Genomic DNA, 26913 nt, shown 5'->3' on the forward strand with positions numbered 1-26913 from the left:
ACCCGGCTGCAACAGCCTGAGTCGAAGGTCTCGCCCGCCCCGGAGACCGGGGCCGCGTGGCCGGATGCGGAACGCACCAGTATGTCGACCACGACATTGGGGGCTACTCCCCTTCGCCCGGTCAGCCTAACCGATCACCAGCGGCCCGGTACGAGGCGGGTGAACAGGCTCACCGGGCCCGCGCCAGCGTGACCCCGAAGAGCCCCGCCGGGTCCGTCCAGAACTCCGCCGTCACGAAGCCCGCCGCCGCCAACTCCGCGGCGATCCCCTCCCTGTGGAACTTCGCCGAGACCTCGGTGCGCAGGTCCTCCCCCGCCGCGAAGTCGACGGTCATACCCAACACCCGCACCCGCATCGGCCGGGTCGCCCGCAACCGCATCTCGATCCACTCGCGCTCCGGGTCCCAGAGAGCGACATGGTCGAACGCCCCCGGGTCGAAGTCGGCGCCCAACTCGCGGTTGATCACCCGGAGCACGTTGCGGTTGAACTCGGCGGTGACCCCGGCCGCGTCGTCGTAGGCGGGCACGATCACCGACGGGTCCTTCACCAGGTCCGTGCCGAGCAGCAGCCAGTCGCCGACCTCCAGCGTCGCGCGCATCGCCGTGAGGAACTCGGCCCGCTCGGCGGGCAGCAGGTTGCCGATGGTGCCGCCGAGGAAGACAACGAGCCGTCGGCCGCCGGTGGGCAGCCGGTCCAGCTGCCGGGTGAAGTCCCCCACGATGCCCCGCACCCGCAGGCCCGGGTAGTCGGCGGCGATCTGGGCGGTGGACCCTTGCAGGGCGCTGACCGACACGTCGAGCGGAACGAACGTGCCCAGCCCACCCCGGCGGGTGAACGCGTCCAACAACAGGCGGGTCTTCTCCGACGACCCGGACCCCAACTCGATCAACGTCTTGGCCTCGGTCAACGCCGCGATGTCCGGAGCCCGCTCGGCCAACACCTCCCGCTCCGCCCGGGTGGGGTAGTACTCGGGGAGGCGGGTGATCTCCTCGAACAACTCGCTGCCCCGGGCGTCGTAGAACCACTTCGGCGGCAGCCACTTCTGCTCGGCGCTCAGGCCGGCCCGAACGTCGTCGCGCAGACCACGCTCCAGATCGCGCTCCTCGAGGTAGACCTCCAGCGGTTCCGCCGTCATCAACTCGCCCCTCTGCTCGATCGACAATCGCGTGTCGCCCGGTGCTGCTCACCGGGTCGGAAGTGGACGTACCCGCACCTCGTCAGCGGTGGCGACGACCAGGTGCCCCTCCGGCACCGGCCGCCACCCGGGGTCGTCGTCGTGCGGCTCGGAGGCGAGCAGCACCGAACCGGGCGACTCGCGTACCGACAACGCATGCCCGGCCGCACTCGCCACCGCCCGCCGGCCGTCGGTGAGCAGCAGGTTCAGCCGCGACCCGGGGGCGGCCGCGGCGACGTCGGCCACCGTCCGCCCGACCGCGTCCGCCGGGCCGTCCCCGGCGCGCAGCCGATGCCGCACCAACGCCCACAGCAACGCCGAGTCGGTGGCGGCGTCCAACGTGAGCAGGTCACGCACCGGCAGGCCGGAGGCGAGCGGCACCACCGCGTCCGGCCAGCCGCGGACCACACCGTTGTGGCTGAACAGCCACCGCCCCTCGGCGAAGGGCGCGGCGGCGCCGTCGAGCACCGCCATACCGACAGTGGCCGACCGCACCGCCGCGAGCACCGCCCCGGCGCGGGTCACCGCCGCCAGTTGGGCGATGGTCGGGTCGCTCCAGATCGGCTGCGCCCGCCGATACCGCACCGGCTCACCCTCGCCCGGGTACCAGCCGACGCCGAACCCGTCGGCGTTGACGGTGCCGCCGCCGCGCATGTCCCGAGGTGCCCAGGACTGCCGCACCAACGAGTGCGGCGGGTCGAACAGCACCTCGGCCAGGGTGACCGGCGGCCCCAGGTAGACCAGGTGACGACACATCAGCGGGCCCTGCCCACCGAACCGCCGATCACCGGTACGACTCGTCCGGTCGGGCGTCGCGGGCACAGCGGAAACCGCTGAAGATCTGCCGGCGGATCGGATAGTCCCAGTTACGGAAGGTGCCCCGGCACGCCGAACGGTCGGTGCCGAACGAACCACCACGCAACACGCGGTAGTCGTCGCCGAAGAAGACCTCCGAGTATTCGCGGTAGGGAAACGCGGTGAAGCCCGGATGCCCGCCGAACGCGCTCGACGTCCACTCCCAGACGTCACCGACGAGCTGGTGCACACCCAACGGCGACACACCGGCCGGGTACGCGCCCACCGGCGCCGGCCACAGATGCCGCTGATCGAGGTTCGCGTGCACCTCGGTCGGGTCCTCGTCGCCCCACGGATAACGCCGCGACCGCCCCGTCGACGGATCCCACCGGGCCGCCTTCTCCCACTCCGCCTCGGTGGGCAGCCGCTTACCGGCCCACGCCGCGTACGCCTGCGCCTCGTAGAAGCACACGTGCACCACCGGCTCGTCCCCGCGCACCCGATCCCACCGGCCGAAACGCCGGTACGACCACTCGTCGCCGTCACGACGCCAGTGCATCGGCGCCGCCAGACCCTCCCGGAGCCGATGCGCCCAACCCTCCGGACTCCACCACCGCTGATCGTCGTAACCGCCGTCGGCGATGAAGGCCTCGTACTGCCCGTTGGTGACCGGTGCCGCGTCGATGACGTACGCCGGGAGGTCGACACGATGCGCGGGACGTTCGTTGTCCAACGCCCACGGGTCGGTATCGGTGCCCATCGTGAACTCCCCCGCCGGCACCAGCACCTCCCCGCCGACCCGAACCGACGGCTCGGGCGGCGGAGGAGCGTGCAGCACCGCCGACCCCGCGCGCAGTTGGTGGGTGGCAAGCATCGTCTCGTCGTGCTGCTGCTCGTGCTGCACGATCATGCCGAAGGCGAACCCGTCGGCGACCAGCGGCCGCTCGCCGAACGCCACCGTGTCGAGGAGGTCGTGCACCTTGTCCCGCACCGTGCCCAGGTAGGCACGCGCCTCGGCGGGCGCCAACAGAGGCAACGCCGGACGGTCCCGACGCGGCTGCTTGAACGCGTCGTACAACTCGTCGATGTCACACCGCACCGGCTCGCGCCCGCCGACGTCGCGGACCAGCCACAGCTCCTCCTGGTTGCCCACGTGGGCGAGGTCCCAGACCAGCGGCGACATCAGAGGCGAGTGCTGACGCATCAACTCACCGTCGTCCACCACCTCGGTCAACAACGACGTACGGGAGCGGGCCCGGGCCAACTCCACAGCGATCCGGTCACGCAACTGCTCACTGCTCGAACTCACCGAACCTCCTGCCGTTCGGGACTGCGGGGCTCGCAACCCCGGCTCACTCCTCGCCCTCACCGAACCTCCTGCCGTTCGGGACTGCGGGGCTCGCAACCCCGGCTCACTCCTCGCCCTCACCGAACCTCCTGCCGTTCGCGACTGCGTACTCACTGGCTCCCCTGCCCGGTGGCGGCGCTCAGCCGCCGTCGTACCCCTCGCTCGATCTCTTCCTGGGTGTCGACCGGCAGGCCCAACCGGGGCAGGACGGTCAGGGCCAGGTCGAGCAGGCCCGTCGCGGCGGCGGCCAACGCGGGGTCGCCCAGGCCCCTGCGGGCGGCGGCCGACCAGCGATGCGCCACCGGGGCCGAGATGACGTACGCCGCCCGCACCGTGCCCGGGTCGTGGAAAAGGGCACTCAGCACCGCCAGCGGGAGTCGCCAGTCCCGCTCCGGCTGGGCGTCCAGGTAACGCAGCTCCAGGTATCCCCGCGGCCGCACCGGCGGGAAAAGGGTGCTGACGTGGTAGTCGAGGTCATGGGTGGTGGGTGGCTGCGGCAGAGCACCGTCGAGCCAGTCGGCGAAGGTCACACCGGGCGGCACTGTCCAGTCCGAGCCGTGCCGACGCCGACAGAGCAACGGCGCGTCGAGCACGTACCGGACCCAGGTGGCCCGCGGATCCTCGGCGGCGTCGCCGGGCGTCCAGACCGGTCGGGTGCGGGCCGGGTCGATGGCCAGCCAGGCGGCCATCCGGGCACTGGCCCAACCGGTGCGACGCCCGGCGTGCCGGTTGGCGGAGGCGAACGCCGCGAGCAGCGGCGGGCCGACGGCGTGCGCTGCCGCCCAACGGTCGGCGATCTGGTCCGGCTCGCCGGCATCGAGACAGACCTGCAGCCCGGCGGTGCTGTACATCATGACGCGGCCGGCCGGGCCACGCCGGTCGAAGGCGGCGCGCATCGCGCGGTAACGGGGAGTTTCCACCACCGGGCGGGGCCGCCGGTGCGGGTCGATGCCACTGCGACCAAGGACCAGACCGGCGGCAGCCAGCAGGTCCGTGACCTGGGCGATGTCGGCCTCGGTGGCCTGGATCAACGCGGCGGTCGAGGGTCGGGGTGGGGTGGAGATCTCCAACTGGCCGCCCGGCTCCAGGGTCACCACGCCGCCGTCTCGCAGCGGCTCGGCCGGGCTGGTGGGATCCAACGTGGCGGGGCTGTGCCGCCCCAGCGCCGCCCTGAGCCGCCCCGGGTCGACGGGACGGACGGGATCGGCGGCGTCGTGCACGGTCCATTCCAGTTCGACGCCGGTGTGGGTCGGCGGACCGGTCTTGAAGCAGATCCGGGCAAGGTGCCGGCCTGCGGCTGCCGACTCACGCAGGATGGCGCTGCGCTCCAACTCGGGTGACGTCACCAACGGTCGGGTCCCCTCTCCAGGTGCCGGCTCAGCGACACCGTGTCACGGTAGACCCACCCACCGACACCGTCGGAGGGCGTGCACGGAGCCACCAACCTCTGTCCGACAGACGAATTTCCCATGCCGGGCGGAACTAACCACCCGGGCGGCCACCGCTCACTTCGGAGAGGGGCGGCCCGACGGAGGGTGCGGCGCGGCGGATTTCGCCGAGGGCTTCGCCTCGGCAACCAGCCGGCGGCAGTACTCCTCGACCCGCTCGGCACCACCGGCGGCGGTCACCAGCCGCTCGAAGCCCGGCGTCCGCAGTGCCTTCTCCCGTTGGCCGGGCTTCTTGTCCAGCCACGAACGGCACTGGCCGTACAACGGGCCGGCGGGAGGGCTGTGCGCCGGTGGCGCTGCCGCCGACGGCGTGGCGGGCGACGGTGGGCGGGGCGACGCGGTGCCGCGCGAGGGCGTCTCCGCCGGCGACCGGGTGTTGTCGTTGGACCGGGGCGAATCCGGCGTCGGCGACGCTCGGGGCGGCTCCGGTGCGACAGGTACCGGTATCCAGTCCTGTCGGACCGCTGCGAAGGCGGCGCCGGCCGTGGCGGTGACCGCGACCGCGCCGATCCAGGCCGCCGCGCCGGTGGTCAGGCGTCGACGGCGCGCGCGGTGGGGCACCGACGGCGACGGTTCGGCCCGGGCGGCTCGGAACGCGGCCAGCGCGGCCTCCTCGCCGGCCAGTTCCCCGGGCCGGACCGGACCGGCGGCCGCGGCGAGCAACCGCGCGACCGGCTCGGCCGGGGTGGACCCGGGGACCTGGGCGGACGGCACGTCGGTGTCCGCCGGGGTAGCGGCCGAACCCGGCCGGGTGCCCCCCTCGGGCTGGGCGGAGTCGAGTAGCCGTTCGGTGTCGGCGTGGTCGGCCCGCCGGAACGGGTTCATCGGAGATCCCCTCATGTCAGCCGTCCACCGGCTCGGTGTGCGACGCCCGCACGGCCGGGCTGCTGCCCGACCGGGGTGGCGGCACCCCGTCGACCCCGACCGGCAGTCCGACCGAATCCTCGCGCTCCAGCAGGGCCGCGAGCCGTCGCAGGCCTCGGTGGGCGGCGGTGCGGACGGCACCGGCCCGACGGCCCAGCACCCGGCCGGCGGATCCCGCGTCGAGCCCGACCACGGCCCTCAACAGCACCGCTTCGGCCTCACGGGGAGGGAGCGTGGCGATCAGCGCAAGGGCTGTCTCGGTGCCGATCGTCTCGCTGGCCCCCTCTGCGGTGTCGGCGTCGCTGGCCAGATGGACGAGCGCCTGCACCGGGACGGGGAGGGCGGGGCGGCGGCGCAGCCGGCGCAGGTGGTCCATGGCCCGGTTGCGGGCGATGGTGACGACCCAGGCGCGGAACTCGCCACCGGTGAACGTCGGCAGGTCGCGCGATATCTGCAGCCAGGCGTCCGAGGCGACGTCCTCGGCGTCCGCGCCGACGAGGGCGGTGAGGTACCGCAGGAGTCCCGGCTGGAGGGTGCGGTAGAGGAAGCGGAACGCGTCCTCGTCCCCACCCTGCGCCGCGCTGACCGCCTCCGACAGGTCGCCGGTCATCCGCGACCCGTGGGCTGCCCGGGGAGTGCCGACCTCAGCTGCCACACCGAGGCAGACCGGGGGGAACGAGACGCCGAACCAACCAGCTGCCGCACCCGTACCGCCCCCCGCCGCTCTGATCGCGCCCGCGACCCGGGTGGTCCGGGCCGGATGTCCGGGCCACCACCACGGTGGTCGGCGGCGCGCGCCGAAGTCGCCGGGGACCCGAGCCGGGCTAACGCTAGGAGGGGACCGACGACGCGACAAGTCGGCACCGCGTTACGGAAGAGTGACAATTATCAACCCCGCCGAACGGCGCGTCGGCGTAACAATCCGTGACCCGGGGAAACGATCCATGCCCGGTCACGGCTTTTGGCGGCCCGTCGGGCGTCCGCCCGCGCAGGGATGTCAGGTTTCGTCACCGCACGTCGTCACCGCGTCACAGGAACGTGGCGTCCACACAGGTCAGGGCGGCGCCGCGACGCGTGTCACCCACACGGACGACAGGCCGCGGTAAGCCGTACAGCGCCACTCTAGGTACGGTAATGCGGTGTTGTCATCGGAGGTCGTGCTCAGCGGTCGCTACCGCTTGGACGAACGTGTCGCCACCGGCGGTATGGGCGACGTCTGGCGTGCCTCCGACCTGATCCTCGGCCGGCAGGTCGCGGTCAAGGTCCTGCTGCCCGCGCTGGTCTCCGACCCGGATTTCATCGCCCGGTTCCGGGCCGAGGCCCGGATCATGGCGGCGCTGCGTCACCCGGGCATCGTGCAGGTCTTCGACTGCGGCGCCGACGACCTGCCCGACGACGGCGGCCGAGCGGACTACCTCGTGATGGAGTTCGTCGCCGGCGAGCCGCTGTCCAAGCGGATCGAGGCGGCTGGCCGGCTCGACGTGGCCGAGACGATGTCGATCGTGGCCCAGGCGGCCGCCGCGCTCAACGCCGCGCACCGCGGTGGCATCGTGCACCGGGACGTCAAGCCCAGCAACCTGCTGGTGCAGGAGGACGGCACCGTCGTCCTGGTGGACTTCGGTGTGGCCCGTTCCACCGACATCACCAGCATCACCAGCACCAACGCGGTGCCCGGCACCGCCCTCTACATGGCACCCGAGCAGGCGGCCGGTCGACCGGTGAGTGGTGCCACCGACATCTACGCGCTGGGCGCTGTCACCTACTGCTGCCTCACCGGCAGTCCGCCGTTCACCGGCGACAACCCGCTCCAGGTCGCCGTGCGACACCTGGACGACGAACCACCCGACCTGCCGCACGACATCCCGGAGGCGGTCCGCGCCCTGGTGTCCCGGGCACTGGCGAAGGACCCGCAGGACAGGTTCAGCAGCGGGGCGGCGATGGCCGAGGCCGCCCGTACCGCGGTCACCGGCGGTGAGCCTCCGACGGCGATGGCCACACCGGTCGCCCTGCGCGAGGCCGGCCCGGGCACCCGTACCGACGTGCCGGCCGGCGCGGCGGTGGCGAGCGCGACGCAGGCCGGGCGTCAGCGGCGGCGGGGGCCGCTGGTCGGCGCGGCCGCGGCGGTCCTGGTCGCGCTGGTCGGGCTCGGCGCCGCCCTGGGCGCGGCGCGCCACACCGGCGAGAACCCGGCGGTCAAACTGCCCACCACCTCGCCGACGGTCGCGCCGGACGGCCCGCAGGAACTGCCGGCCGGAAACGAACAGGTCACCACCGGTGACCCCGTTCGACCTGATCGTCCGCCGGTCGCGGGCAACTCCCCGTCCGCCTCGGTCTCCACCACGCCGAGCACGCAGCCCAGCCAGACGACCAGTTCACCGACTCCGACGGGGACGCCGACCGGGACGACCGCGCCCACCGGTGGTCCGACCGGCGAACCGAGCACCCCGCCGACGTCCGCCACGCCCACGGAGACGGAGAGCACGCCGGCCATTCCGGACGGCGCGGGCGGGTAATCCGCCGGGCACCGCCCCTCGGCGCGGTCCCACCAGCACCGATATCCCCAAAACGGACTTACGTCGCTCAAGACGCCTCTAGGCTCTCTGCAGGCCATTTCCACCAACTGCCGCAGGAGCCTGGGTGAGCGTTGAAAAGCTGGTCGTGATCGGTCAGGGGTACGTCGGGTTGCCGCTGGCCCTGCGTGCCGTCGAAGCGGGGCTGGACGTGGTGGGCCTCGACGTCGACGCCGACCGGGTGAAGCGTCTCGCCTCCGGCGAGTCGTTCATCGAGGACATCCCGACCGACCGGCTGGGCCGGGCGTTGGGCAGCGGCCGGTACAACCCCAGCACGGAGTACTCCGACGCGGAGGGTTTCGACATCTGCGTCATCACCGTGCCGACCCCACTGCGCGACGGCACCCCCGACCTGAGCTTCGTCGAGCAGGCCGGTATCGGTATCGGTCCGTACGTCCGGCCGGGTTGCACAGTCGTCCTGGAGTCGACCACGTACCCGGGCACGACGGAGGAGCTGCTGCGCCCGCTGTTGGAGTCGGCCAGTGGCCTGACCAGCCCTGGCGACTTCCACCTCGGTTACAGCCCGGAACGGATCGACCCGGGCAACCCGACCTGGAAGCTGGAGAACACCCCGAAGGTCGTCTCCGGGGTGGACCCGGCGTCGCTGGCCCGGGTGGACGAGTTCTACCAGCGCATCGTGCACCGCACCGTCCCGGTGGACTCCACCCGGGTCGCCGAGCTGACCAAGCTGATCGAGAACACGTTCCGCCAGGTCAACATCGCGTTGATCAACGAGCTGACGATGCTGTCGCACCACCTCGACATCGACGTCTGGCAGGCGATCGACGCCGCCGAGACCAAGCCGTTCGGTTTCCTGCCGTTCCGACCCGGCCCCGGCGTGGGCGGCCACTGCCTGCCGATCGACCCGTGTTACCTGTCGTGGCAGGTCAAGCGCCGCCTCGGCCGGCAGTTCCGGTTCATCGAGTTGGCCAACGACGTGAACCACGAGATGCCGGAACACGTCGCGCAGCGGGTCATGGCGGGACTGAACCGGAAGGGCCGATCCGTCAGCGGCGCCCGGCTGTTGCTGCTCGGACTGGCGTACAAGAAGAACACCGGCGACATGCGGGACTCCCCGGCGGTCGACGTGGCCCGCCGGTTGCAGGCGCTCGGGGCCGAGGTCCACGCGGTGGAGCCGTACGCCGAGTCGCACCAGATCCCGGCCGGGGTCACCGTGGTCGGGCTGTCCGAGCGGGAGGTGAGCGCCGCCGACGGGGTGGTGGTGGTCACCGACCACGACAGTTTCGACTACGACCTCGTGGTCCGGCACGCCAGCTACGTGTTCGACACCCGCAACCGGTGCGTCGGCCCGCTGGTCGAGCGCCTGTAGACCCGGCACCGCTGGCCGGTCCCGCCGACGACAGTTGGCGGGACCGGCCGGCGGATGTCCGCCCGTGCAGCGGTCCCAGGTCACTGGTCGGCCAGCGCCTCGACGACCGGGCGGGACAGTGCCCGACGGGCGGGCAGCACGGAGGCGAGCAGGGCGGCCACCACCGCGACGGCGAGGGTCAGACCGAGCTGACCGAGCGGCAGCACCACGTGGAAGTCCCCGCCGAGGCGGGCCAGCAGGGCCATCGCGGAGGCGCTGACGCCGGTGCCCAGCGCCACGCCGAGCACCGCGCCGACGAGCGCCATCAGCACCGCTTCCACGGCGAGTACGGCACGCATGCGCCCTCGGCTGAGCCCGACAGCTCGCAGCACGGCGTTCTCCCTGGTCCGCTCGACGACCGACAGGCTCAGCGTGTTCGCCACGCCGACCAGTGCGATCACGACCGCCAGGCCGAGCAGTGCGGTGACGAAGACGAGCAGCATGTCGACGGTGCTGGTCAGCATCTTCTTGTACGCGCCCTGGTCCAACAGGTTCACCGTCGGGTAGCGGCCCAGCACCGTCTCGATCACCTCCCGGGCCTGCTCGGCGCTCACCCCGGCGGCGGGGTCGATCTCGGCGAGGAAACCGCGCTGGTCGGGGAAGAGCGCGGCGAAGTCGGCGTCGGCCATGTCGATGACGTGTCCGGTGGGCGCCCCGTCGCCGGAGGTGTCGTCGGTGACCACGGCGGCCACCTGGAACGAGTGGCCTCGCACTGTTACCAGTGAGCCGACCCGCCAACCGCGGGCCTGCGCCAACTCCCGGTGTACCAGCACCTGCCCCCGCCCGACCCGACCGGCGTCGCCGGCGAGCACCGCGCCCAGCGTCCGGCCGACCAGCGCCGGGTGGGCCGCGCGGATCTCGACGTCGGCGACGACAGTGCTGCGGTGCTCGTGCACGACACCCAACTCGGGTCGGGCGCTGAGCTCGCCGGCGAGCGCGGCCGGCAGGTTCTGACCGATACCGCTGACCACGAAGTCGGTGCCGATCTGGGCGTCCACGCTGCGTTCGATGCCGTCCTTGGTGCTGCGGGCGCCGACCATGAACGCCGACACCAGCCCGATCCCGATCACCAGGGCGGTGGCGCTCGCGGCGACCCGCCGCGGGTTGCGGGTCGTGTTGGCCACCGCCAGGTCGCCGGTCGCCCCGAGCACGCGGCGGGCCGGCCAGCCGAACACCCGGGCCAGGGCCGGAACGAGGAGCGGCCCGAACAGGACGATCCCGAAGAAGGCCAGCACCCCGCCGGCCGCCACCAGCAGCAGTTGGCCCGCGCTGGCGGCGCCGGTCAGCGCCGCGACAGCGACGGCCAGGACCACCGCGCCGACGGCCAGCCGCACCCGACCAGCGGCACGCGCGGGCTGCACCGCGGCGTCGGTCAGCGCGGCCACCGGGGCGACCCGGGTCCCCCGCCAGGCCGGGAGCAGAGCGGCGCACACTGTCAACGCGGTGCCCAGGAGCAGTCCGGTGAGGACTGTCGAGCCGGTCACGGTCAGGCCGCCGGCGACCGGCGCGTCCAGTCGGGACATCAACAGTCGCATCCCGCCGGCGAGGACCACCCCGAGCAGCACACCGCACGCGGAGGCCACCAGCCCCAGCACCGCCGACTCCAGCACGGCGGCCCGGAAGACCTGGCCCCGCGTGGCCCCGACCAGGCGTAGCAGGGCGGTGCGCCGGGTGCGCTGCGCCAACACGATCGCGAACGTGTTGGCGATGACGAAACCGGCCACCACCACGGCGACCCCAACGAAGATCAACAGCAGCATCCGGAACTGGTCCACGTTGCGGACCGCGTCCTCGACGGCCTCGTCGAGGATCTGCTGACGGCTCTTCACCACGGCCTCGCCGCCGATCACGGCGCGCAGCCGGTCGGTCAGCGCCGCGACGGAGGCGCCCGGCCGGGCCGCCACCAGAATCCGACCGTACCCACGCTCGCCGGTGAGGGCCAGCGCGTCCGGTCCGACCATGCCGACGAACGGGCCGCCGACATCACGGACGGTGCCCGTCACGTCGACGGTGCCGACCAGGGTGTACGGCCGGGCCGGGCCGCTGGCGCCGCCGACGCGGACCGTGGAGCCGAGCGCGAAGCGCTCCGCGGCGGCCGTCTTCGCGTCGAGCACCACCTCTCCGGCGCGGTCGGGCAACCGTCCGGCGACCACGTCGTACGAGCGCAGGGCGGCCTCGGTGGGGATCGCGACGAGCATGGTGAAGCCGAGGACGGGTCGACCGTCGACGCCGAGCACCCCGGCCGTGTTGGTCAGCTCACCGCCCGCCGCGGCCACCCCGTCGACCGCGCGCACCCGGTCGACCAGGCCCGGGGGCAGCACCTCCCGGCCGGCCGAGTAGACACCCAGGTCGGTGTGGCGGTCGAACGTGCCGGCCCGCTCGTACGTCCCGGCGCGCATCCCGTCGACGAAGATCATGGTGCCGGCGACGAACGCGACGCCGAGCACGACGGCCAGCGCGGAGAGCAGCATGCGCAGCGCCTCGGCGCGCAACGAGCGCAGGGTCAGGCGGATCAAGCGAGGCTCCCGGTGCAGGTGGCGGATCGGACCCTTCCGACGCTATGACCGACACCGGTCCGCCCGTCTCCGCCTGCGCGCTCGACCTGTCTGCGCCCCGGGTCGCGCCGCGTCCGCCGGTCGCTACGACCCAGGTCGTACGCGGCGTCATCCGCCGGGTGTGACCAGCCCGCTCTCGTACGCCAGGACCACCGCCTGCACCCGGTCGCGGAGCTGGAGTTTCGCCAGGATCCGCCCGACGTGTGTCTTCACCGTCGCCTCCGCCACGTGCACCCGGTTGGCGATCTCCACGTTGGACAGCCCCTGGGCGACCAGCAGCAACACCTCCCGCTCCCGTTCGGTGAGCTGCGCGAGTCGAGGGTCTGCGGTCGGCGCGGTGCCGAGCTGCCCGGCGAAGCGGTCCAGCAACCGTCGGGTGATCGACGGGGCGACCACGGAGTCGCCCTGGGCCACCACCCGGATCGCGGCCAGCAGGTCCTCCGGTGGGACGTTCTTGAGCAGGAACCCACTCGCACCGGCCTGCAGGGCCGCGAAAGCGTCGGCCTCGGTGTCGAAGGTCGTCAGGACCAGCACCCGGGGCGGGCCGGCGGGCCGGTCGGCGCAGAGCCGCCGGGTCGCCTCCACCCCGTCCATGGTCGGCATCCGGATGTCCATCACGACGACGTCGGCCTCGGTGCGGGCGAGCACCCGCAGGGCGTCGGCGCCGTCGATCGCCTCGCCGACCACCTCCAGGTCGGGCTGGGAGTCCAGCACCATGCGGAACCCGGCGCGGACCAGCGCCTGGTCGTCCACGATCACCACTCGGATCGTCATGCCGCGATCACCTCCGTTGCCGGCTCCGACGGTAGCGGTAGCCGCACCTCGACCTGCCAGCCCCCGACCGGCCGGGGGCCGGAGGTGAGGCTGCCGTCGTACACCGTCACCCGCTCCCGCATGCCCAGCAGACCGTGACCTCCCGACGGCGCCGGGCTGACCAGTGGACGGCCCAGACCGTTGTCGAGGACCCGGACCACGACGGCCTCGTCGCTGTACGTCAGGGCGACCTCGACGCCGGCGCCGACGCCGGCGTGCTTGAGCGCGTTGGTCAGCGCCTCCTGCACCACCCGGTAGACGGTCAGCTCCAACCCCGGAGGGAGCGCCGGAGGCGCTCCGGTGACGGTGCTGCGGACGCGCAGCCCGGCGTCGTCGAAGCGGGCCAGCAGGTCGGGCAGCTCGGCCAGGGCCAGACGGCGGTGCTCCGGATCGGCCGCCACGACGAGGCCGTCGGACCCGTCGGTGCCACCCGGCCCGGCGTCGCGCAGGACGCCGACCAGGCGACGCATCTCCTCCAGGGCCTGCCGGCCGGTGTCCGCGACCACCTTCATGGCGGTACGCGCCTGGCCGGGGTCGCGGTCGAACATGAATCGCGCGCCGTCCGCCTGGACGATCATCACCGCCATGCTGTGGGCGACCACGTCGTGCAGCTCCCTCGCGATGCGGGTGCGTTCCTCGGCGACCGCCGCCCGGAACTCCGCCTCCCGCTCACGTTCCAGGGTGGTGGCCCGTTCCTCGAGGCTGAGCACGTAGAGCCGGCGGGTACGCACGTTCAGCGCGACCAGCCACACCGCGCCCGTGACCAGGGCGTACCACAGCGCGGTGACCCACCACTGGATGACGCCGGGGGTCTGGGCGGCGGCCAGCAGCACTCCCACGGCGGCGACCGCGCCGGCCACGACGCCGTCGCGGAGCCGCTCGCCGTACTTCACCACGCTGTAGAGCGCGATCAGGACGGCGACGTCGTAGACGAGTGGGCCCCATTCGGCGACCACCTGGACCAGGGCGAGCGCCGCGACCACCACGGTCACCGCACTCGGGTGGGTACGCCGGAACAGCAGCGCCACCGCCATCCCCACGCCGACCAGCGTGGCCGCCCACCCGCCCGGCTGGGCCACCGCCGAGGCCAGGGAGACGAGCACCACCAGGGCGGCGACGGCCACGTCGAAGGCGACGCCGCGCAGCGGGCGACCGAACAGGGTGCGTCTCACGGTCACCCAGGGTACGTGCCGGGGCGCTCTCGGCCCGCACACCCCGTGTACGGGGTCAGGACCCGAGGATCTCGCGCATGCGGTCGATCTCGACGGTCTGCTCGGTGGCGACGGCGTTGGCGAACTCGTTGAGCGTCAGGTCGGAGCCCACCGTGAGCAGCTTGGTGGCCATCTCGATGGCGCCCTGGTGATGCTCGGTCATCATCCGGACGAAGAGCCGGTCGAAGTCCGCGCCCCGGGTGGCGGCGAGCTGCCGCATCGCCTCGGGCGACTGCATGCCGCGCATGGTGCCGTGGTCGTGCCCCTTGACCTCCGCCGGGAGGCCACGGGTCTGCAGCCAACCGCGCATCATGCCCATCTCCGGCCCCTGGCTGGCGCGGATGCGCTCGGCGATCGCACGGACGTCGGGGTCGGCGGCCCGGTCCGGGGCGAGCTCCGCCATCGCCAGGGCCTGCGCGTGGTGCGGGATCATCATCTGGACGAACACGACATCCAGGGAGTTGTGCGGGGCGGGGCCGACGTCCCGCACCTCGTGCGCCGGGCGGGTGGACGCCGTCTCGCCCGGACGGCCGGGCGCGATGACGGTCAGGTCGGTGGGGACGGGGCTGACCGTCGGCGGCGCGGTGGAGGCGGCGGGGGCGGAGACCGGTTGCCCGCTGCCCGTGTCGGTGTCGTCGCCGAAACGGATCATCAGGAACGCCACCAGCGGCAACACGACAGCCAGTGTGACGACTGCCAGGGTGCGCGCGCGCCGATTGGTCATGGGCCACTCCCTGAGGTCGAGGTCACCGCGATGTTATCCATTGAAGAACTCACTTTCATGTGATCCAGTTCACATCGACGTTCTTCGTCGGGCGGTAACGTGTCGACCATCGTCTCCCCCTTGCGAAGGGCCCCGCCGATGATCAGACTCCACAAGCCACGGTTACGACAACTGCGCGTCGTGGCGGTCGCCACAACCGGCCTCCTCGTCGCCAGCGCCCTCGTCGCCCCTGCGAGCAACGCGCAGACGGTGCCGCAGACGGCCCCGGCCCCCGCGCTCACCAACACGATCCCCGGCGTCGACGAGATCGTGAGCAGCCCCAACCTGCGACAGATCGCCAACGTGCCCAAGGTCGCCCCGTTGGACGCCACCAACAGCGACATCGCCTTCCAGGGCAAGTACGCGTTCGCCGGCAACTACAACGGCTTCGTCATCTACGACATCTCGCGGCCCAGCGCGCCGACGGTCAAGGCCCGGGTGCTCTGCCCGGGGTCGCAGAACGACATCTCCGTCCACGGTGACCTGCTCTTCCTCTCCACCGACTCGTCCCGCAGCGACGACTCCTGCAACAGCACCACACAGGGGGCGGACGTGAAGGGCTCGTGGGAGGGAATCAAGGTCTTCGACATCAAGGACAAGGCCAACCCGCGCTACATCAAGTCCGTCGAGACGGCGTGCGGCTCGCACACCCACACCCTGGTGCCGGGCAAGGACCGCAAGGCCGTCTACCTGTACGTCTCCTCGTACAGCCCGCGGGCCGAATTCCCGGACTGCCAGCCGCCGCACGACTCCATCTCGATCATCAAGGTGCCGCTGAAGAAGCCGACCGACGCCGCGGTGATCGCGGCGCCGAACCTCTTCCCGGACGGCGGTTTCCCGGGCAGTGAGACCGGCTCGGCGACGACCGGCTGCCACGACATCACCGTCTACCCGGCCAAGGACCTGGCCGCCGGCGCGTGCATGGGTGACGGCATCCTGCTCGACATCAAGAACCGGGAAGCACCTCGGGTCATCAACCGGGTCCGGGACGAGGTCAACTTCGCGTTCTGGCACTCGGCCACCTTCAACAACGCCGGCACCAAGGTGATCTTCACCGACGAGCTGGGTGGCGGCGGGGCGGCGACCTGCAACGAGGCCGTCGGCCCGAACCGGGGCGCGGACGCCATCTACGACATCTCCGGCCGTGGCAACGCGCGGACGATGACCTTCCGCAGTTACTACAAGATCCCCCGGGCGAACGCCGACACCGAGAACTGCGTGGCGCACAACGGCTCGCTGATCCCGGTGATCGGTAAGGACATCATGGTCCAGGCGTGGTACCAGGGCGGCATCTCGGTCTGGGACTTCACCGACTCGGCCAAGCCGAAGGAGATCGCCTTCTGGGAGCGCGGTCCGCTCTCGGCCGACCGGCCCGTCGGCGGCGGCACCTGGTCCGCGTACTACTACAACGGGCACATCTACTCGAACGACATGGTGAAGGGCCTGGACGTCCTGGAGCTGAACGACTGGCGCACCTGGACGGCCAAGCTGACCCGCTACCAGGAGCTCAACGTGCAGACCCAGCCCAGCTACCTCGGCTGGTAGGCACCGAGCACGCAACCGGGCCCGGCCCCCGATCTTCCGGGGGGCCGGGCCCGGTCACGTCCGGGTGAGCCGACCGGTCAGCCCGTCGCCAGGTGGTAACGCCGCTCAGCGCCGCCCGCGGTGACGACCCGAACCTCGCCGGTACGCAGCCCGTAGGTCACCGACCAGCGGGTGTGCCCCTGCCGGACGGCGGCGAGCAGCCGGTGCGCCGCACCGTCGTCCAGCACCCCGCCGGCGTCGGTCAGCGCGGCGGCGAGCTGCCCGTACCGGCGGTCCGCACGCCGGCGCTGCTCGGGCACACCGACGACCGGCACGTTCGTCAACGCCTGCCAGCCGCCCGCACCCCGTTCCACCCGCAACCGACCGTCGACGAACTCGATCACCGCTGACGCTCCGGTCGCGTCCGCCACCAGGTAGTGCAGCGGCGGCCCGCCGTCGAAGTCGAGGTTGTGCCGGGTGAACACGGCGACCGCCTCGTCGACGGTCGCGGCCCGGTCCAGCACCAGCCGCAGGATCCGTACCGAGCCGACGGTGGGCTTACCCGGGTCGGGGCGGAACGTCGCCGCGTCGTCCGCCGCCAACCCGACGGCGAGACCCCGCTCGTTCATCCCGTCGAAGGGCAGCAGCGGCGCGTCGAGCAGACGACGGTCACCACGGGGATCCGCGCCGACCCCGAGGTAGGAGATGTCGACGAGCGAGATGGACGCGTGGCCGTCCGGCGGGTCGGTCCGCAGAACCAGGGCCGGGTTGGCGTCCCAGTCGAAGTTGCGGGCGAACACCGTCCGGCCCGGGTCGCCGGCGGCGACGAACAACGAGCAACCGAACGGGCTGGGTGGCGCGGCGTCGGTGCCCACCGTCGGGTCGTACCCCCCGACGTACGTCATCTCGTACAGCGGCAGGTCGTCCACACGGCGCAGGCTGGCCATGGTCCGCTCGGCCTGCTCCGGGTCCTGGCGGGAGGCGACCGGGGTGACCGGCGGCGGGCCGACACGCGACGGCGGCTCCGACGGGGCACAGGAGGTCACGGTGAACAGTAGGGCCGTCGCGACGGCCGGCAGAGTCCTGCGCATATCCACTGAACGCGATGGAACCGATCGAGGGTTGCCCACCCCGCCCGATCGGTGGCGCAGGGGCGTGGACGGGGGACCGGCGGGGTGCCCGACGGCGGGCACCGTGGGACCGGTCACCCTCGCCCGGGGTTGCCGAGCGCGAGGTCAGGACCTGTGCCAACGTGACCCGATGTGACAGTCGCAGCCCCGCCCGAACCGACCACGCGCCGGCGGCCCCACCCGCTGGACGTGGTGGCGGCCGTGCTCGCCGTGGTCGGCGCGGCCTGTGCGCTGAGCGGGCTGCTCCCCCGTGCGGAGACCACCCAGACCCTGCACCGGATCCTGCCGCTGCTGCTGTTCCTCGGCACCGTGATCGTCCTGGCCGAGTTGACCGCCGTAGCCGGTGTCTTCGACGTGCTGGCCAGTCGACTGGCCCGGGCCTCCCGCGGCAGCTGGGCGGCGCTGTTCCTGCTCTGCGGCGGTCTCGCCACACTCACCACCCTCGTGCTCAACCTCGACACCACCGCCGTGCTGCTCACCCCGGTGCTGCTCGCGCTGGCCCGGAACCTGCGGATCCCCGCCGCCCCGCTCGCCGTCACCACGGTCTGGCTGGCAAACACCGCCAGCCTGCTGCTGCCGGTGTCGAACCTGACGAACCTGCTGGCGGCCGACCGGGTCGGCCTGGCACCCCTGACGTACGCGGCCAGGATGGCGTTGCCGCAGTTCGCCGCCGTCGCGGTCACCATGGCCGTGCTCTGGTTCGGGTGGTGGCGGCGGGACCGACCCGTCGACGGGCGGTTCGTCCCGCCGGCCCGCCACGTGCCCGCCGATCCGGTGCTGCACCGCACGGCGCTGGCCGGGTGTCTGCTGTTCGTCGCCGGCATCCTCGCCGGAGTGGAGATCGGTCTCGCCTCCACCGTCGCGCTCGCGCTGGTGCTGATCGGGTTCGTCGTCCGCTCCCCCGCCACGCTGCGCCCGGGGCTGGTCCCGGTGCGCCTGCTGTTCTTCGTCACCGGCCTGTTCCTGGTGGTGCAGACCCTCGGCCGGCACGGTCTGGACGACCTGGTCGGCACCCTGCTCGGCGCCGACGGCGGGGCGCTGGGCGCCCTGCGCGCCGGAGGCACCGGAGCGCTGCTGGCCAACGGGGTGAACAACCTGCCGGCCTACCTGGCCGGCGAGTCGGTGCTGCCGAGCGCCGACCACACCCGCCTGCTGGCCCTGCTGATCGGCACCAACGTCGGCCCGCTGGCCGCGCCCTGGGCGTCGCTGGCCACGCTGCTCTGGTTCGAGCGGTGTCGGGCCGCCGGGGTGACGGTGCCGGTGACCCGGTTCGTGCTCACCAGCACGCTGCTCGCGGTCACCGGCACGCTCGCCGCGGTCGGCGCGCTGCTGCTGGTGAGCTGACCACCGGCCGACCCGACGCCGCCGGCTGGCCGCTGTTCAGCGGCGGGCCGGGCGCGGGCCGACCAGTCGACGGACCATCGGCGCGGCGTTCCACTTGGCCGCGCCGACCAGGTCACGGGCGTGCTCCAGAACCGTGTAGTCGGGCCGGCTCAGCCCGTCCGCGATCGCCCGGTCCAGGTCGTTGCCGCAGCGGCTGAGGACACTGTCGAAGTCGCGCCGGACCGGCTCCTGCAGGTCGTAGCCGAACGACCGGTGCAGCCGGGCGAAGAGCGGCTTGTACAGCCGGACCCGCTCGTGCAGCCCGGACGAGTAGGACATCGGATGCTTCGGGCGACGCAGGATGTAGTCGGGCAGCACGTCAGCGAACGCCCGCCGGACGATCCACTTCTCCTGGCCGTGGCGCAGTTTCAGATCCAGCGGCAGCCGCATCGCCAGTTCCACGACGCTGAGGTCGAGGAACGGCAGCCGTGCCTCCACCCCGTGCCCCATGGCGGCCCGGTCGACCCGCTGCAACTCCGTACGGCACAGGTTGCGGATCCGGTGCAGGAACAGCCTGCGCGCCGCGGCGGGACCGACCTGGTGGTACATCGGGTAGCCACCGAACAGCTCGTCGGAGCCGTCGCCGGTGAGCACCACCTTGATGCCCAGGTCACGCAGCCGCCGGAAGATCGGCACCGAGACCACCGCGTTGATGATGTCGCCGTACTCGGTCAGCTCGGAGACCCGGATCGCCTCGCGGACGTCGGCGAGCCGGATGTCGCGCGGACGCAGCTCGACCACCACGTGCGGCACGTCGAGGTCGGCGGCGAGCCGCCGGGCGTACGCCACGTCGGGGCTGTCCGCCACACCGACCGTCACCGCGACGCAGTCCCGGTGGATGTCGCGGACCTGCCGCAGTGTCAACGAGCTGTCCAACCCGCCGGAGAGCACCACCCCGACGGTCAGGTCGGTCTCCACCCGCATCCGGATCGCGTCGCTCAACGCGGCACGGACGAGCAGGGCGGCCTCGTCCGGGTCGTCGATGACCGGCAGGCCCGCGCCGATGGTGAGCAGGTCGACGTGCGGCCTCAGTCGCACGTGCCCGTCCGCCTCCGCCCAGCCGTGGTGCCCGGGCGGCACCTCGCAGATCGGGGCGCCGTGCCCGACCAGCGCCTTGACCTCGGAGGCGAGGTGCAGGCAACCGGGGCGGCGCGACCAGTACAGCGGCTTCACCCCGACCGGGTCGCGGGCCAGGTAGGTCCGGCCGGTGGCCCGCTCGACGACCGCGAAGGCGTACTCGCCGCGGAGCCGGGTCACCGCCGCCTCGCCCCACTGTTGGAACGCGGCGAGCAACACCTCGGTGTCGCTGTCGGTGCGGAAGGCCTGCCCGAGGCGGGTCAGCTGCGCCCGTAGCTCCCGGTAGTTGAAGATCTCGCCGTTGAAGCAGAGCAGCCAGCGTTCGTCGGTGGAGGTCCACGGCTGCACCGCCCGGTCCCGGTCGACGATCCGAAGCCGGCGGGTGCCGGCGAGCAGACCGTTCTCCGACCGGGTCTCGGTGACCTCACCGCGAGGGGCCAGGACGGCGAGCATCCGCCGGAACGTCGCCGGGTCGGCCTCGGGGCCGATGCTCAATGCGATGCCGCACACCGGGTCAGACCCCCATCTCGGCCTCGTAGGCCCGGCGCAGACGACGCCGGGCGGTGGGCGCGAGACACAGGTGCCACGCCTGCCCCTCGTCGATCACGTTCAGCTCACCGGCCTTCTGCCGGTCGAGCAGCAGTTCCGCCAGGGTGTCCCGCGCTCCGAAACGCTCGAACCAGGCCAGTTCGACGTCGACCGAGTAGCCGAGGCAGTGCCCGCTGGGCAGCATCGCGGCGTACCCCAGACGGCGCAGCCGGTACTGGTGTTCGGCGCTGCGGACCAGGCTGGTGACCCACAGCGGCGGGGTGGCCGGCGGCGCGGCGGCGGCGAACTCCCGTCCGATGTCGTTGAGCAGCGCCACCACCTCCCGGCGGGCCCGCCGGAACAGCAGCCCCGCCGTGCGGGGGGTGACGTCCGGGCGGAGCCGCCGGCGCAGTCCGCGCGCGGCCCGGCCGAGCATGGTGGCGGGCTGCTCCTGGTAGCGGAAGCGCAGCAGGTCGCGGCGGCGCAGCCACTCCAGGTCGACGAGTTCGACGCTGCCGTTGACCTGGTCGTCGGTGAGGAACGTCGGAGCGTCCTGCCACCACAGCACGTCGATGCGCGAGAGCAGGTAGATCCGGACCAGCGCGGTCAGGTCGCGTGCCGAGGTGCGCTCGTTCGGCTGGTAGCGGGCCATTTCCAGCAGCAGCGTCTCGCGGGCGCCGATCAGCCCCTGCGGGGTGGCGTCGAGGACGGCGGCGAGCGCCGGCTCCCGCAGTCGCTCGTCGATGAGCACCTGTCGGGCCCGGGTGCTGGCCGCGTCGGCCAGGGCGCCCACCTCGACCAGGAGTTCGGCCACGGCGGCCCGGTAGGCGGCCAGGTCGGGCTCGGCGGTGGGGAGACGGCGGGGTGCGGTGCCGGAGGGCCGGCGCCGGGGCGGGGCGGTGGGTGACGTGGGAGGGCCGGGTTGCTGTCCCGGACTACGGCTGGGCACTCGCATGACGGGGTCCCTTTCCTCCGGTCCCACAGTGGGTCCTTCGCCCTGTAACACACCGTAATCGCCGCGACCGGAGCGGACCGAACAATCCTCCTATCTACCCCCGAGGGAGCGAACCGTCCGGTTGCGTCGGTGCCAGCCGTTGCACCTCGGCGTACGACGGCAGCCCCGCCGGGGCCGCCAGCCCGTCGACGCGTACCCCGTCGGCGGCGGTGAGCGCGGCGGCCAGTGCCGCGCGGAACAGCAGTGAGCCGGTGCTGACCCGCGCGATTCCGACCCGGCCGAACTCGTCCAGCCCTGGACCGCCGGGTTGGTACAGCGCGTTCACCGGGGCGTCGATCCGCTCGGTGAGCCCGCGCAGCGTGGCCGGGTCCACGACGCCGGGCACGAAGATCCCGTCGGCGCCCGCCGCCCGGTAGGCGCGAGCCCGGGCGAGGGTCAGCGGCAGCGGGTCCTCGACCCCGAGCCACCAGGTGTCGACGCGGGCGTTGACGAACAGGTCCGGCACGGCCGCCTTCACCGCCGCGACCTTGTCGGCGTGGTGCTCCGGGTCGGCGAGGGTGCCGTCGGCGCGCCCGTCCTCCAGGTTGACTCCGACCACGCCGAGCCCCGCCAGTTCCCCCACGTACGCGGCGACCTCCGCCGGGTCGTCGCTGAACCCGGCCTCCACGTCGACGCTGAGCAGCACCGGCAACCGCGCCAGCCGGCGGGCCAGGGCCACCGTCTCCTGCGCGGTGGCGGCCGTGCCGTCGGGAAGGCCCGCGGTGGCGGCCACGCCGAGGCTGGTGGTGCCGACCGCCGGGTGTCCCCGCGCGGCGAGCGCCGCCGCCGAGGCGTGGTCCCAGGCGTTGGGCAGCAGCAGGGGCCGGCCTGCGCGGTGCAGGGCGCGGAACGCGGCACGGCGGTCGATCATCTGACGCTCACCTCCAGATCGGTCGGGACACGCAGTGTGGGGTGCGGCTCGTGACGCAGGTCGGGGCGGGTGCGCCGGCAGCGTGCGCGCAGCACGTCGAGCACCCCGGCGGCGAGGGCCAGGGCGTGCCGGTCGCCGGGGCAGCCGCGCTCCCCCGCCCCGAACGTCAGCAGCCCGGCACCCGGGCGACCGGGTCGGAACGCCGCCGGCTCGGTGAACACCAGCGGATCGCGGTTGGCCGCGTCGAAGCGCAGCAGCACCGGGCTTCCCGCCGGCAGATCCTGTCCACCCAGTCGTACCCCGGTGGTGGTGACGCGCCGGGTCACCCGCACCGGCGGGTCGAGCCGCAGCACCTCCGCCAGCAGCGCGGTGGTCCCCGCCGCCCCGGGCGCGTCCCCGCCGTGCCGGCCGTCGAACGGCGGCAGCAGGTGGTGGGCGGCGGCACCGATCAGACTGGCCGTCGCGTCGCAGGCCTGGACCAGCAGACCGACCAGGTTCGCCCGGACCTCCGGCGGGCCCGGCGGCACGAGGGCCAGCACCGTCTCCACCGCCGCGTCGGCCCGCCGGGTCACCGCCGGGTCGACCCCCGGGTGGTACGCGGCAGCGACGACGGCGACCGCCGTCCCGGCGGCTGCCGGGTCGGCGAGACCGAGTCGCTCGGCGAGCACGCGCAGCGGCACCGGCCGGGCCAGTTCCCGCATCACGTCGAGGCGGTCACCGGCCCGGTCCAGGACGGCGACGGTCCGCTGGGCGGCCTCGCGCCGCAGCGCGTCCGGGTCCAGGTCGGCCAACGCGCCCACCACTGTCGCCCGACGCTGGGCGTGCTGGTGCGGCGCACTGAACCGGCTGACCGAGGCGCGCAGCCAGGCGAGTGTGCCGGGCGGACCGCTCTCGACGGGCGGTACCCGCAGGTTCGGGTCGGTGAGCGCCGCGCGTACGTCGGCGTGCCTCGTCACCCACCAGCCGTGCCCCGGCACGGGTGCGGGCGGGCCGCAGTGCGGTGTCGCCGGCGCGGGGGCGATGTCGGGCCACGTGTCAGTCACCGCACGACAGTAGGAGCGGAACACTTCGCTCCCCGCCGAACAGTCGCGCCTCCCGCGGGTTCAGGCACGTCCGCCGGCGGGTGACGGGCTCGGAGTGGGTGCGAGGGTGTCCTCGGGGACGGACAGGGTTGCGGCCAGGGCGGTGCGCCCGGTCGGCGTCAGGCGGACCGCCCGGCCGGTGCCCTGGGTGGTCCAGCCCAGGTCGGCGAAGCGGCGGCGCAGCGCCGCGCCGAGCGCTCCGGCCAGGTGCGGACGGCGCTCGGTCCAGTCCAGGCAGTCGCGGACCACCGGGCGTCGGCCGGTGGACAGCGCCTGCACGGGTACGCCCAGGTCGGTCGCCCACGCCCACCCGTCGGCGGTCAACGCCAGCCCGCTGGACAGGTCCAGCCGACCGTCGGCCACCAGCGCGTCGTACATCAGCACGCCGAGCCGCCCGGCCAGGTGGTCGTAGCAGGTCCGGGCGTACGCCAGGGCGGCGCCGGCCGTCGCCGCGCGCAGCGAGCCGGTGGGCGCGGGTGGGGCCGGGGCGTGGCCGGCCAGTCGCTCGATCAGCTCGGCCACCGACGGCCCGGCCAGCCGCAGGTAGCGGTGCCGGCCCTGCCGTTCCTCCACGAGCAGCCCGCCTCGCACCAGCCGGGTGAGGTGGTCGCTGGCCGTGGACGGCGCCACCCCGGCACGGCGGGCGAGTTCCCCGGCGGTCCACGCCCGACCGTCGAGCAGCGCGACGCAGATGCCGGCCCGGGTGCCGTCGGCCAGCAGCGAGGCCAACTCGGCCATTGCTTGACCGTCGGTGCCAGCGCCCATCACCCCATCATGCCCCGCGACAGCGGCCCGCCTGCAGAGCGGGTGTCAGGATCAGATGACCTGGTGCAGCACCGGGACGATCCGGAAGTCGACGGTGGAGTGGTCGATGGTCGCGTGCACCGGGGAGTCGGCCATCTCGGTCATGATGCCCGAGGCGCTGCGCCGGCCGTCCGCGACCGAGTCCCAGGCGACGATGTCGGTGATCGTGCCATCCTCGGTCTCGGTGATGCGGCGCCAGCGGAAGCCGGGCTGGCGTCGTAGGTAGTCGTCGATGTCCTTGTTGGCCTCGACGAAGTCGGCGCCGCTGAGGCCGGGGACGAGCCGGAGTGTCGTCATCTCAAGCGCTTCGCTCATTGTCGTTCTCCTTCTGCGTCTTCAGCCCTGCGCGGTGGACCGCAGGAGGATCTCGTTGACGTCGACGGTGTCGGGCTGCGCGATCGCGGCAGCGATGGCAGCGGCCACCGCTGAGGCCGGCATGCCGAGTTCGTCGCTCGCCGCCCGAGCGGCGGCCTGGATCTGCGGGTCACCGCCGTGCCGGGTGAGTTCGGAGTGCGTGTAACCCGGGCTGATCAGCGTCACCCGGACCTCCCGGCTCTCCTGACGCAGGCCTTCGGTGAGTGCCCGGACGGCGTACTTGGTGGCGCAGTACACCGCCGCGGTCGGGTCGACCCGGTGGGCGGCGGATGATCCGATGTTGATGATGTGGCCCTTGCCGCGAGCCTGCATCAACGGCAGGACCGCGGCGACGCCGTGCAGAGTGCCGCGCAGGTTCACGTCGATCATCTGGTCCCACTCGTCGGTCCGCAGGGAGTCGAGCGCGGACAGGGCCATCACCCCGGCGTTGTTGATCAGAACATCGATGCGCCCGTGCCGGTCGTGCGCGCCCTGGACGAACGCCAGCACGCTGCTCCGGCTGGTGACGTCGAGTTCCTGGTAGTCGGCGGCACCGCCGTCACGACGCAGTTCGTCGACGAGCGCGGCGAGCCGGTCGACCCGTCGGGCGCCGAGTACGACGTGGTGGCCGTCGGCGGCCAACCGGCGGGCGGTCGCCTCACCGATGCCACTGCTCGCGCCGGTGATGAGAATGATCTTTGAATGTGGGCTGGTCACTGCTGCTCCTGGTGTCGGTTGGTGCCTGCGGGAACGCACCGCGCGTCCCACCATCCTGCGGCGGCGGGGAGCCGGGAAGGGCGGCATTTCCTGGGTGCACGACACCCAGGCACGCCGTCGCCTGCACGGCCCCGTCCGACGTGTCCGGGTCCGGCGTCACTGTCCGGTACGGCGGACGAACACCGACGTCGCGGCAGTCGTGTCGAGGGCGGGGGCCAGAGCTCTAGGCTGGTGTCCATGGCCGCCAGCAGCAACCGGCTCGGCGAGTACCTCCGAGCCCAGCGCGCCCGTGTCGACCCGAGGGATGTCGGGCTGCGCGGGGGCGGCGACCGTCGGGTGGCCGGGTTGCGCCGTGAGGAGATAGCGGTGCTGGCCGCTGTGAGCGTCGACTACTACGCCCGCCTCGAACAGGGCCGGGAGCGGAACCCTTCGGCGCAGGTGCTCGACGCGATCGGCCAGGCCCTGCGCCTTGATCTGGACGCGCGTGGCCATCTCTTCCGGCTCGCCGGGTTGAATCCCAGCCCCGGTCCGACCAGCTTCCGGAGCTCGGTCCACCCCGAGTTGCTGCGGCTGTTGGACGCGTTCCCGCACTCCGCGGCCTACGTGCTCAATCCCGCGTTCGACGTCCTGGCCACCAACGGTGTCGCGGCGGCGCTGCTGTCGCCGTTCGCGGGGACGGTGAACATGGTCCGGGTACTGTTCGGGCACCCGCAGGCCCGCACCGTCTTTCCGGACTGGCCGACGCTGACGGAGAACGTCGTGCACGCGCTACGGCTCAACGCCGGCCTCTTTCCGAACGACCCGGAGATCCAGTCGCTCGTGGCCGACCTGGGCCGGGACTCGCCGGAGTTCCGTTCACTCTGGGAGGACCAGACCGTTGGCGGTCTGACCCGCATGTTCAAGGTCGTGCACCACCCGGACGCCGGGCGGATCGAGCTGACCTACCAGGCGTTCGACGTCCGCGACGCACCAGGTCAGCAACTGCTGGTCGGTACGCCGGCGCCGGGCAGTCGCAGCGCGGAGGCCCTCGCCCACCTGGCCGCCGTGCACGCCCCAGCGTGAACCGTGTGGGGACGGACGGCCCAGCTCTTTACAACGTTGTATCCATCGTTGCAGGAACGAGGGCACGCACCCCCGCCGACAACCCCCGGGGCAGGTCCACATGCGACATCTCCGCCGCGGTGGCGCGCTCGCCGCCGTGCTCGGTCTGATCCTGTTCGCGCTCCCGTCCACGTCCGCCGTCGCGTCCGACGGCCCGTCGCGCTACCGCAACCCGGTCTCCGCCGCCGTCGGTGACACGTTCGCCGACCATCTGGAATACCCGGCAGGTCGAGTACGGCTAAGAGCTGCCCTTCGCCGGCCAGCCGGTCTACGGCCGCAGCATCGTCGGCACCCCGGCCAGCACCACCTGGCTCGGCCTGGCGCACCACGTCGACCCGGTCACCGGTGAGCACGAGTACCGGGCCGGTTCCAGCCGCGACGGAGGCACCTGGACGTGGGGCGCGGTGTGGACGTTCCCGGCCGACACCACTCCCCGGA

24 protein-coding genes are annotated in these 26913 nt (G+C 72.9%); 6 read left to right on the forward strand and 18 right to left on the reverse strand.

Annotated elements, in window-relative coordinates:
* Window positions 1-169: 169 nt before the first annotated feature.
* The 6 genes from egtD to O3438_RS05920 form a co-directional block, all read right to left on the reverse strand.
* Complete coding sequence (egtD, locus tag O3438_RS05895) at window positions 170-1135, reverse strand: L-histidine N(alpha)-methyltransferase (protein WP_269678955.1); 966 nt, start codon at window positions 1133-1135, stop codon at window positions 170-172.
* A 48-nt stretch (window positions 1136-1183) separates the two neighbouring features.
* Window positions 1184-1930, reverse strand: coding sequence for an ergothioneine biosynthesis protein EgtC (egtC, locus tag O3438_RS05900; RefSeq protein ID WP_269683578.1), 747 nt, complete (start codon window positions 1928-1930; stop codon window positions 1184-1186).
* A 28-nt stretch (window positions 1931-1958) separates the two neighbouring features.
* Window positions 1959-3278: an ergothioneine biosynthesis protein EgtB gene (gene egtB, locus O3438_RS05905; RefSeq protein ID WP_269678956.1), complete on the reverse strand. Its 1320-nt coding sequence runs from the start codon at window positions 3276-3278 to the stop codon at window positions 1959-1961.
* 149 nt (window positions 3279-3427) lie between these two features.
* The gene (gene egtA, locus O3438_RS05910; RefSeq protein WP_269678957.1) at window positions 3428-4666 is read right to left on the reverse strand and encodes an ergothioneine biosynthesis glutamate--cysteine ligase EgtA; all 1239 of its coding nucleotides are present in this window, start codon (window positions 4664-4666) and stop codon (window positions 3428-3430) included.
* Between the two features lie 156 nt (window positions 4667-4822).
* Window positions 4823-5590: a hypothetical protein gene (locus O3438_RS05915; protein ID WP_269678958.1), complete on the reverse strand. Its 768-nt coding sequence runs from the start codon at window positions 5588-5590 to the stop codon at window positions 4823-4825.
* A gap of 16 nt (window positions 5591-5606) precedes the next feature.
* Window positions 5607-6239 carry an RNA polymerase sigma factor gene (locus O3438_RS05920; RefSeq protein WP_269678959.1) on the reverse strand — a complete coding sequence of 211 codons (633 nt, stop codon included), beginning with the start codon at window positions 6237-6239 and terminating at the stop codon, window positions 5607-5609.
* Window positions 6240-6768: 529 nt separating this feature from the next.
* Here O3438_RS05920 and O3438_RS05925 point away from each other — a divergent pair.
* Window positions 6769-8142, forward strand: coding sequence for a serine/threonine-protein kinase (locus O3438_RS05925; RefSeq protein WP_269678960.1), 1374 nt, complete (start codon window positions 6769-6771; stop codon window positions 8140-8142).
* Window positions 8143-8266: 124 nt separating this feature from the next.
* Window positions 8267-9529: a nucleotide sugar dehydrogenase gene (locus O3438_RS05930; protein ID WP_269678961.1), complete on the forward strand. Its 1263-nt coding sequence runs from the start codon at window positions 8267-8269 to the stop codon at window positions 9527-9529.
* An 80-nt stretch (window positions 9530-9609) separates the two neighbouring features.
* Here O3438_RS05930 and O3438_RS05935 read toward each other — a convergent pair whose 3' ends face one another.
* The 4 genes from O3438_RS05935 to O3438_RS05950 all read right to left on the reverse strand — a co-directional run bounded on the left by O3438_RS05935 (window position 9610) and on the right by O3438_RS05950 (window position 14871).
* Window positions 9610-12084 carry an ABC transporter permease gene (locus tag O3438_RS05935; RefSeq protein WP_269678962.1) on the reverse strand — a complete coding sequence of 825 codons (2475 nt, stop codon included), beginning with the start codon at window positions 12082-12084 and terminating at the stop codon, window positions 9610-9612.
* Window positions 12085-12231: 147 nt separating this feature from the next.
* Complete coding sequence (locus O3438_RS05940) at window positions 12232-12897, reverse strand: response regulator (RefSeq protein ID WP_269678963.1); 666 nt, start codon at window positions 12895-12897, stop codon at window positions 12232-12234.
* On the reverse strand, window positions 12894-14114 hold the full coding sequence (locus tag O3438_RS05945; protein WP_269678964.1) for a sensor histidine kinase: 1221 nt from the start codon (window positions 14112-14114) through the stop codon (window positions 12894-12896). Before O3438_RS05945 ends, O3438_RS05940 begins: the two co-directional genes overlap by 4 nt.
* Window positions 14115-14163: 49 nt before the next feature.
* Complete coding sequence (locus O3438_RS05950; protein WP_269678965.1) at window positions 14164-14871, reverse strand: DUF305 domain-containing protein; 708 nt, start codon at window positions 14869-14871, stop codon at window positions 14164-14166.
* 138 nt (window positions 14872-15009) lie between these two features.
* Here O3438_RS05950 and O3438_RS05955 point away from each other — a divergent pair, with 138 nt between their 5' ends.
* Window positions 15010-16455 (forward strand): LVIVD repeat-containing protein, encoded by a 1446-nt coding sequence (locus O3438_RS05955; protein WP_269678966.1) that lies wholly within the window; start codon window positions 15010-15012, stop codon window positions 16453-16455.
* 77 nt (window positions 16456-16532) lie between these two features.
* Here the strand turns inward: O3438_RS05955 and O3438_RS05960 are convergent, their stop codons facing one another.
* A complete protein-coding gene (locus tag O3438_RS05960) occupies window positions 16533-17525 on the reverse strand; it encodes a linear amide C-N hydrolase (protein ID WP_269678967.1) in 993 nt (330 codons plus the stop codon).
* A 171-nt stretch (window positions 17526-17696) separates the two neighbouring features.
* Here O3438_RS05960 and O3438_RS05965 point away from each other — a divergent pair, with 171 nt between their 5' ends.
* Window positions 17697-18908 (forward strand): SLC13 family permease, encoded by a 1212-nt coding sequence (locus tag O3438_RS05965; RefSeq protein WP_269678968.1) that lies wholly within the window; start codon window positions 17697-17699, stop codon window positions 18906-18908.
* 36 nt (window positions 18909-18944) lie between these two features.
* Here the strand turns inward: O3438_RS05965 and O3438_RS05970 are convergent, their stop codons facing one another.
* From O3438_RS05970 to O3438_RS06000, 7 genes are all read right to left on the reverse strand, one after another.
* On the reverse strand, window positions 18945-20534 hold the full coding sequence (locus O3438_RS05970) for an asparagine synthetase B family protein (protein WP_269678969.1): 1590 nt from the start codon (window positions 20532-20534) through the stop codon (window positions 18945-18947).
* 4 nt (window positions 20535-20538) lie between these two features.
* The gene (locus O3438_RS05975) at window positions 20539-21507 is read right to left on the reverse strand and encodes a DUF5715 family protein (RefSeq protein ID WP_269678970.1); all 969 of its coding nucleotides are present in this window, start codon (window positions 21505-21507) and stop codon (window positions 20539-20541) included.
* A 94-nt stretch (window positions 21508-21601) separates the two neighbouring features.
* Window positions 21602-22417 carry an isocitrate lyase/PEP mutase family protein gene (locus tag O3438_RS05980; RefSeq protein ID WP_269678971.1) on the reverse strand — a complete coding sequence of 272 codons (816 nt, stop codon included), beginning with the start codon at window positions 22415-22417 and terminating at the stop codon, window positions 21602-21604.
* Window positions 22414-23460 carry a cytochrome P450 gene (locus tag O3438_RS05985; protein ID WP_269678972.1) on the reverse strand — a complete coding sequence of 349 codons (1047 nt, stop codon included), beginning with the start codon at window positions 23458-23460 and terminating at the stop codon, window positions 22414-22416. The genes O3438_RS05980 and O3438_RS05985 overlap by 4 nt, the downstream gene beginning before the upstream one ends.
* Window positions 23461-23520: 60 nt before the next feature.
* A complete protein-coding gene (locus tag O3438_RS05990) occupies window positions 23521-24264 on the reverse strand; it encodes an ArsR/SmtB family transcription factor (protein WP_269678973.1) in 744 nt (247 codons plus the stop codon).
* A 51-nt stretch (window positions 24265-24315) separates the two neighbouring features.
* Complete coding sequence (locus O3438_RS05995; protein ID WP_269678974.1) at window positions 24316-24618, reverse strand: hypothetical protein; 303 nt, start codon at window positions 24616-24618, stop codon at window positions 24316-24318.
* A gap of 21 nt (window positions 24619-24639) precedes the next feature.
* Entirely contained in the window at window positions 24640-25374 is a 735-nt protein-coding gene (locus O3438_RS06000) for an SDR family oxidoreductase (RefSeq protein ID WP_269678975.1), read from the reverse strand.
* A 237-nt stretch (window positions 25375-25611) separates the two neighbouring features.
* Here O3438_RS06000 and O3438_RS06005 point away from each other — a divergent pair, with 237 nt between their 5' ends.
* Window positions 25612-26436 carry a helix-turn-helix domain-containing protein gene (locus O3438_RS06005; protein ID WP_269678976.1) on the forward strand — a complete coding sequence of 275 codons (825 nt, stop codon included), beginning with the start codon at window positions 25612-25614 and terminating at the stop codon, window positions 26434-26436.
* Between the two features lie 100 nt (window positions 26437-26536).
* Window positions 26537-26824, forward strand: coding sequence for a hypothetical protein (locus O3438_RS06010; RefSeq protein ID WP_269678977.1), 288 nt, complete (start codon window positions 26537-26539; stop codon window positions 26822-26824).
* Window positions 26825-26913: the final 89 nt, after the last annotated feature.

The sequence above is a fragment of the Micromonospora sp. WMMC250 genome (assembly GCF_027460215.1).
In the GTDB taxonomy this organism is placed as follows: Bacteria; Actinomycetota; Actinomycetes; order Mycobacteriales; family Micromonosporaceae; genus Micromonospora; species Micromonospora taraxaci.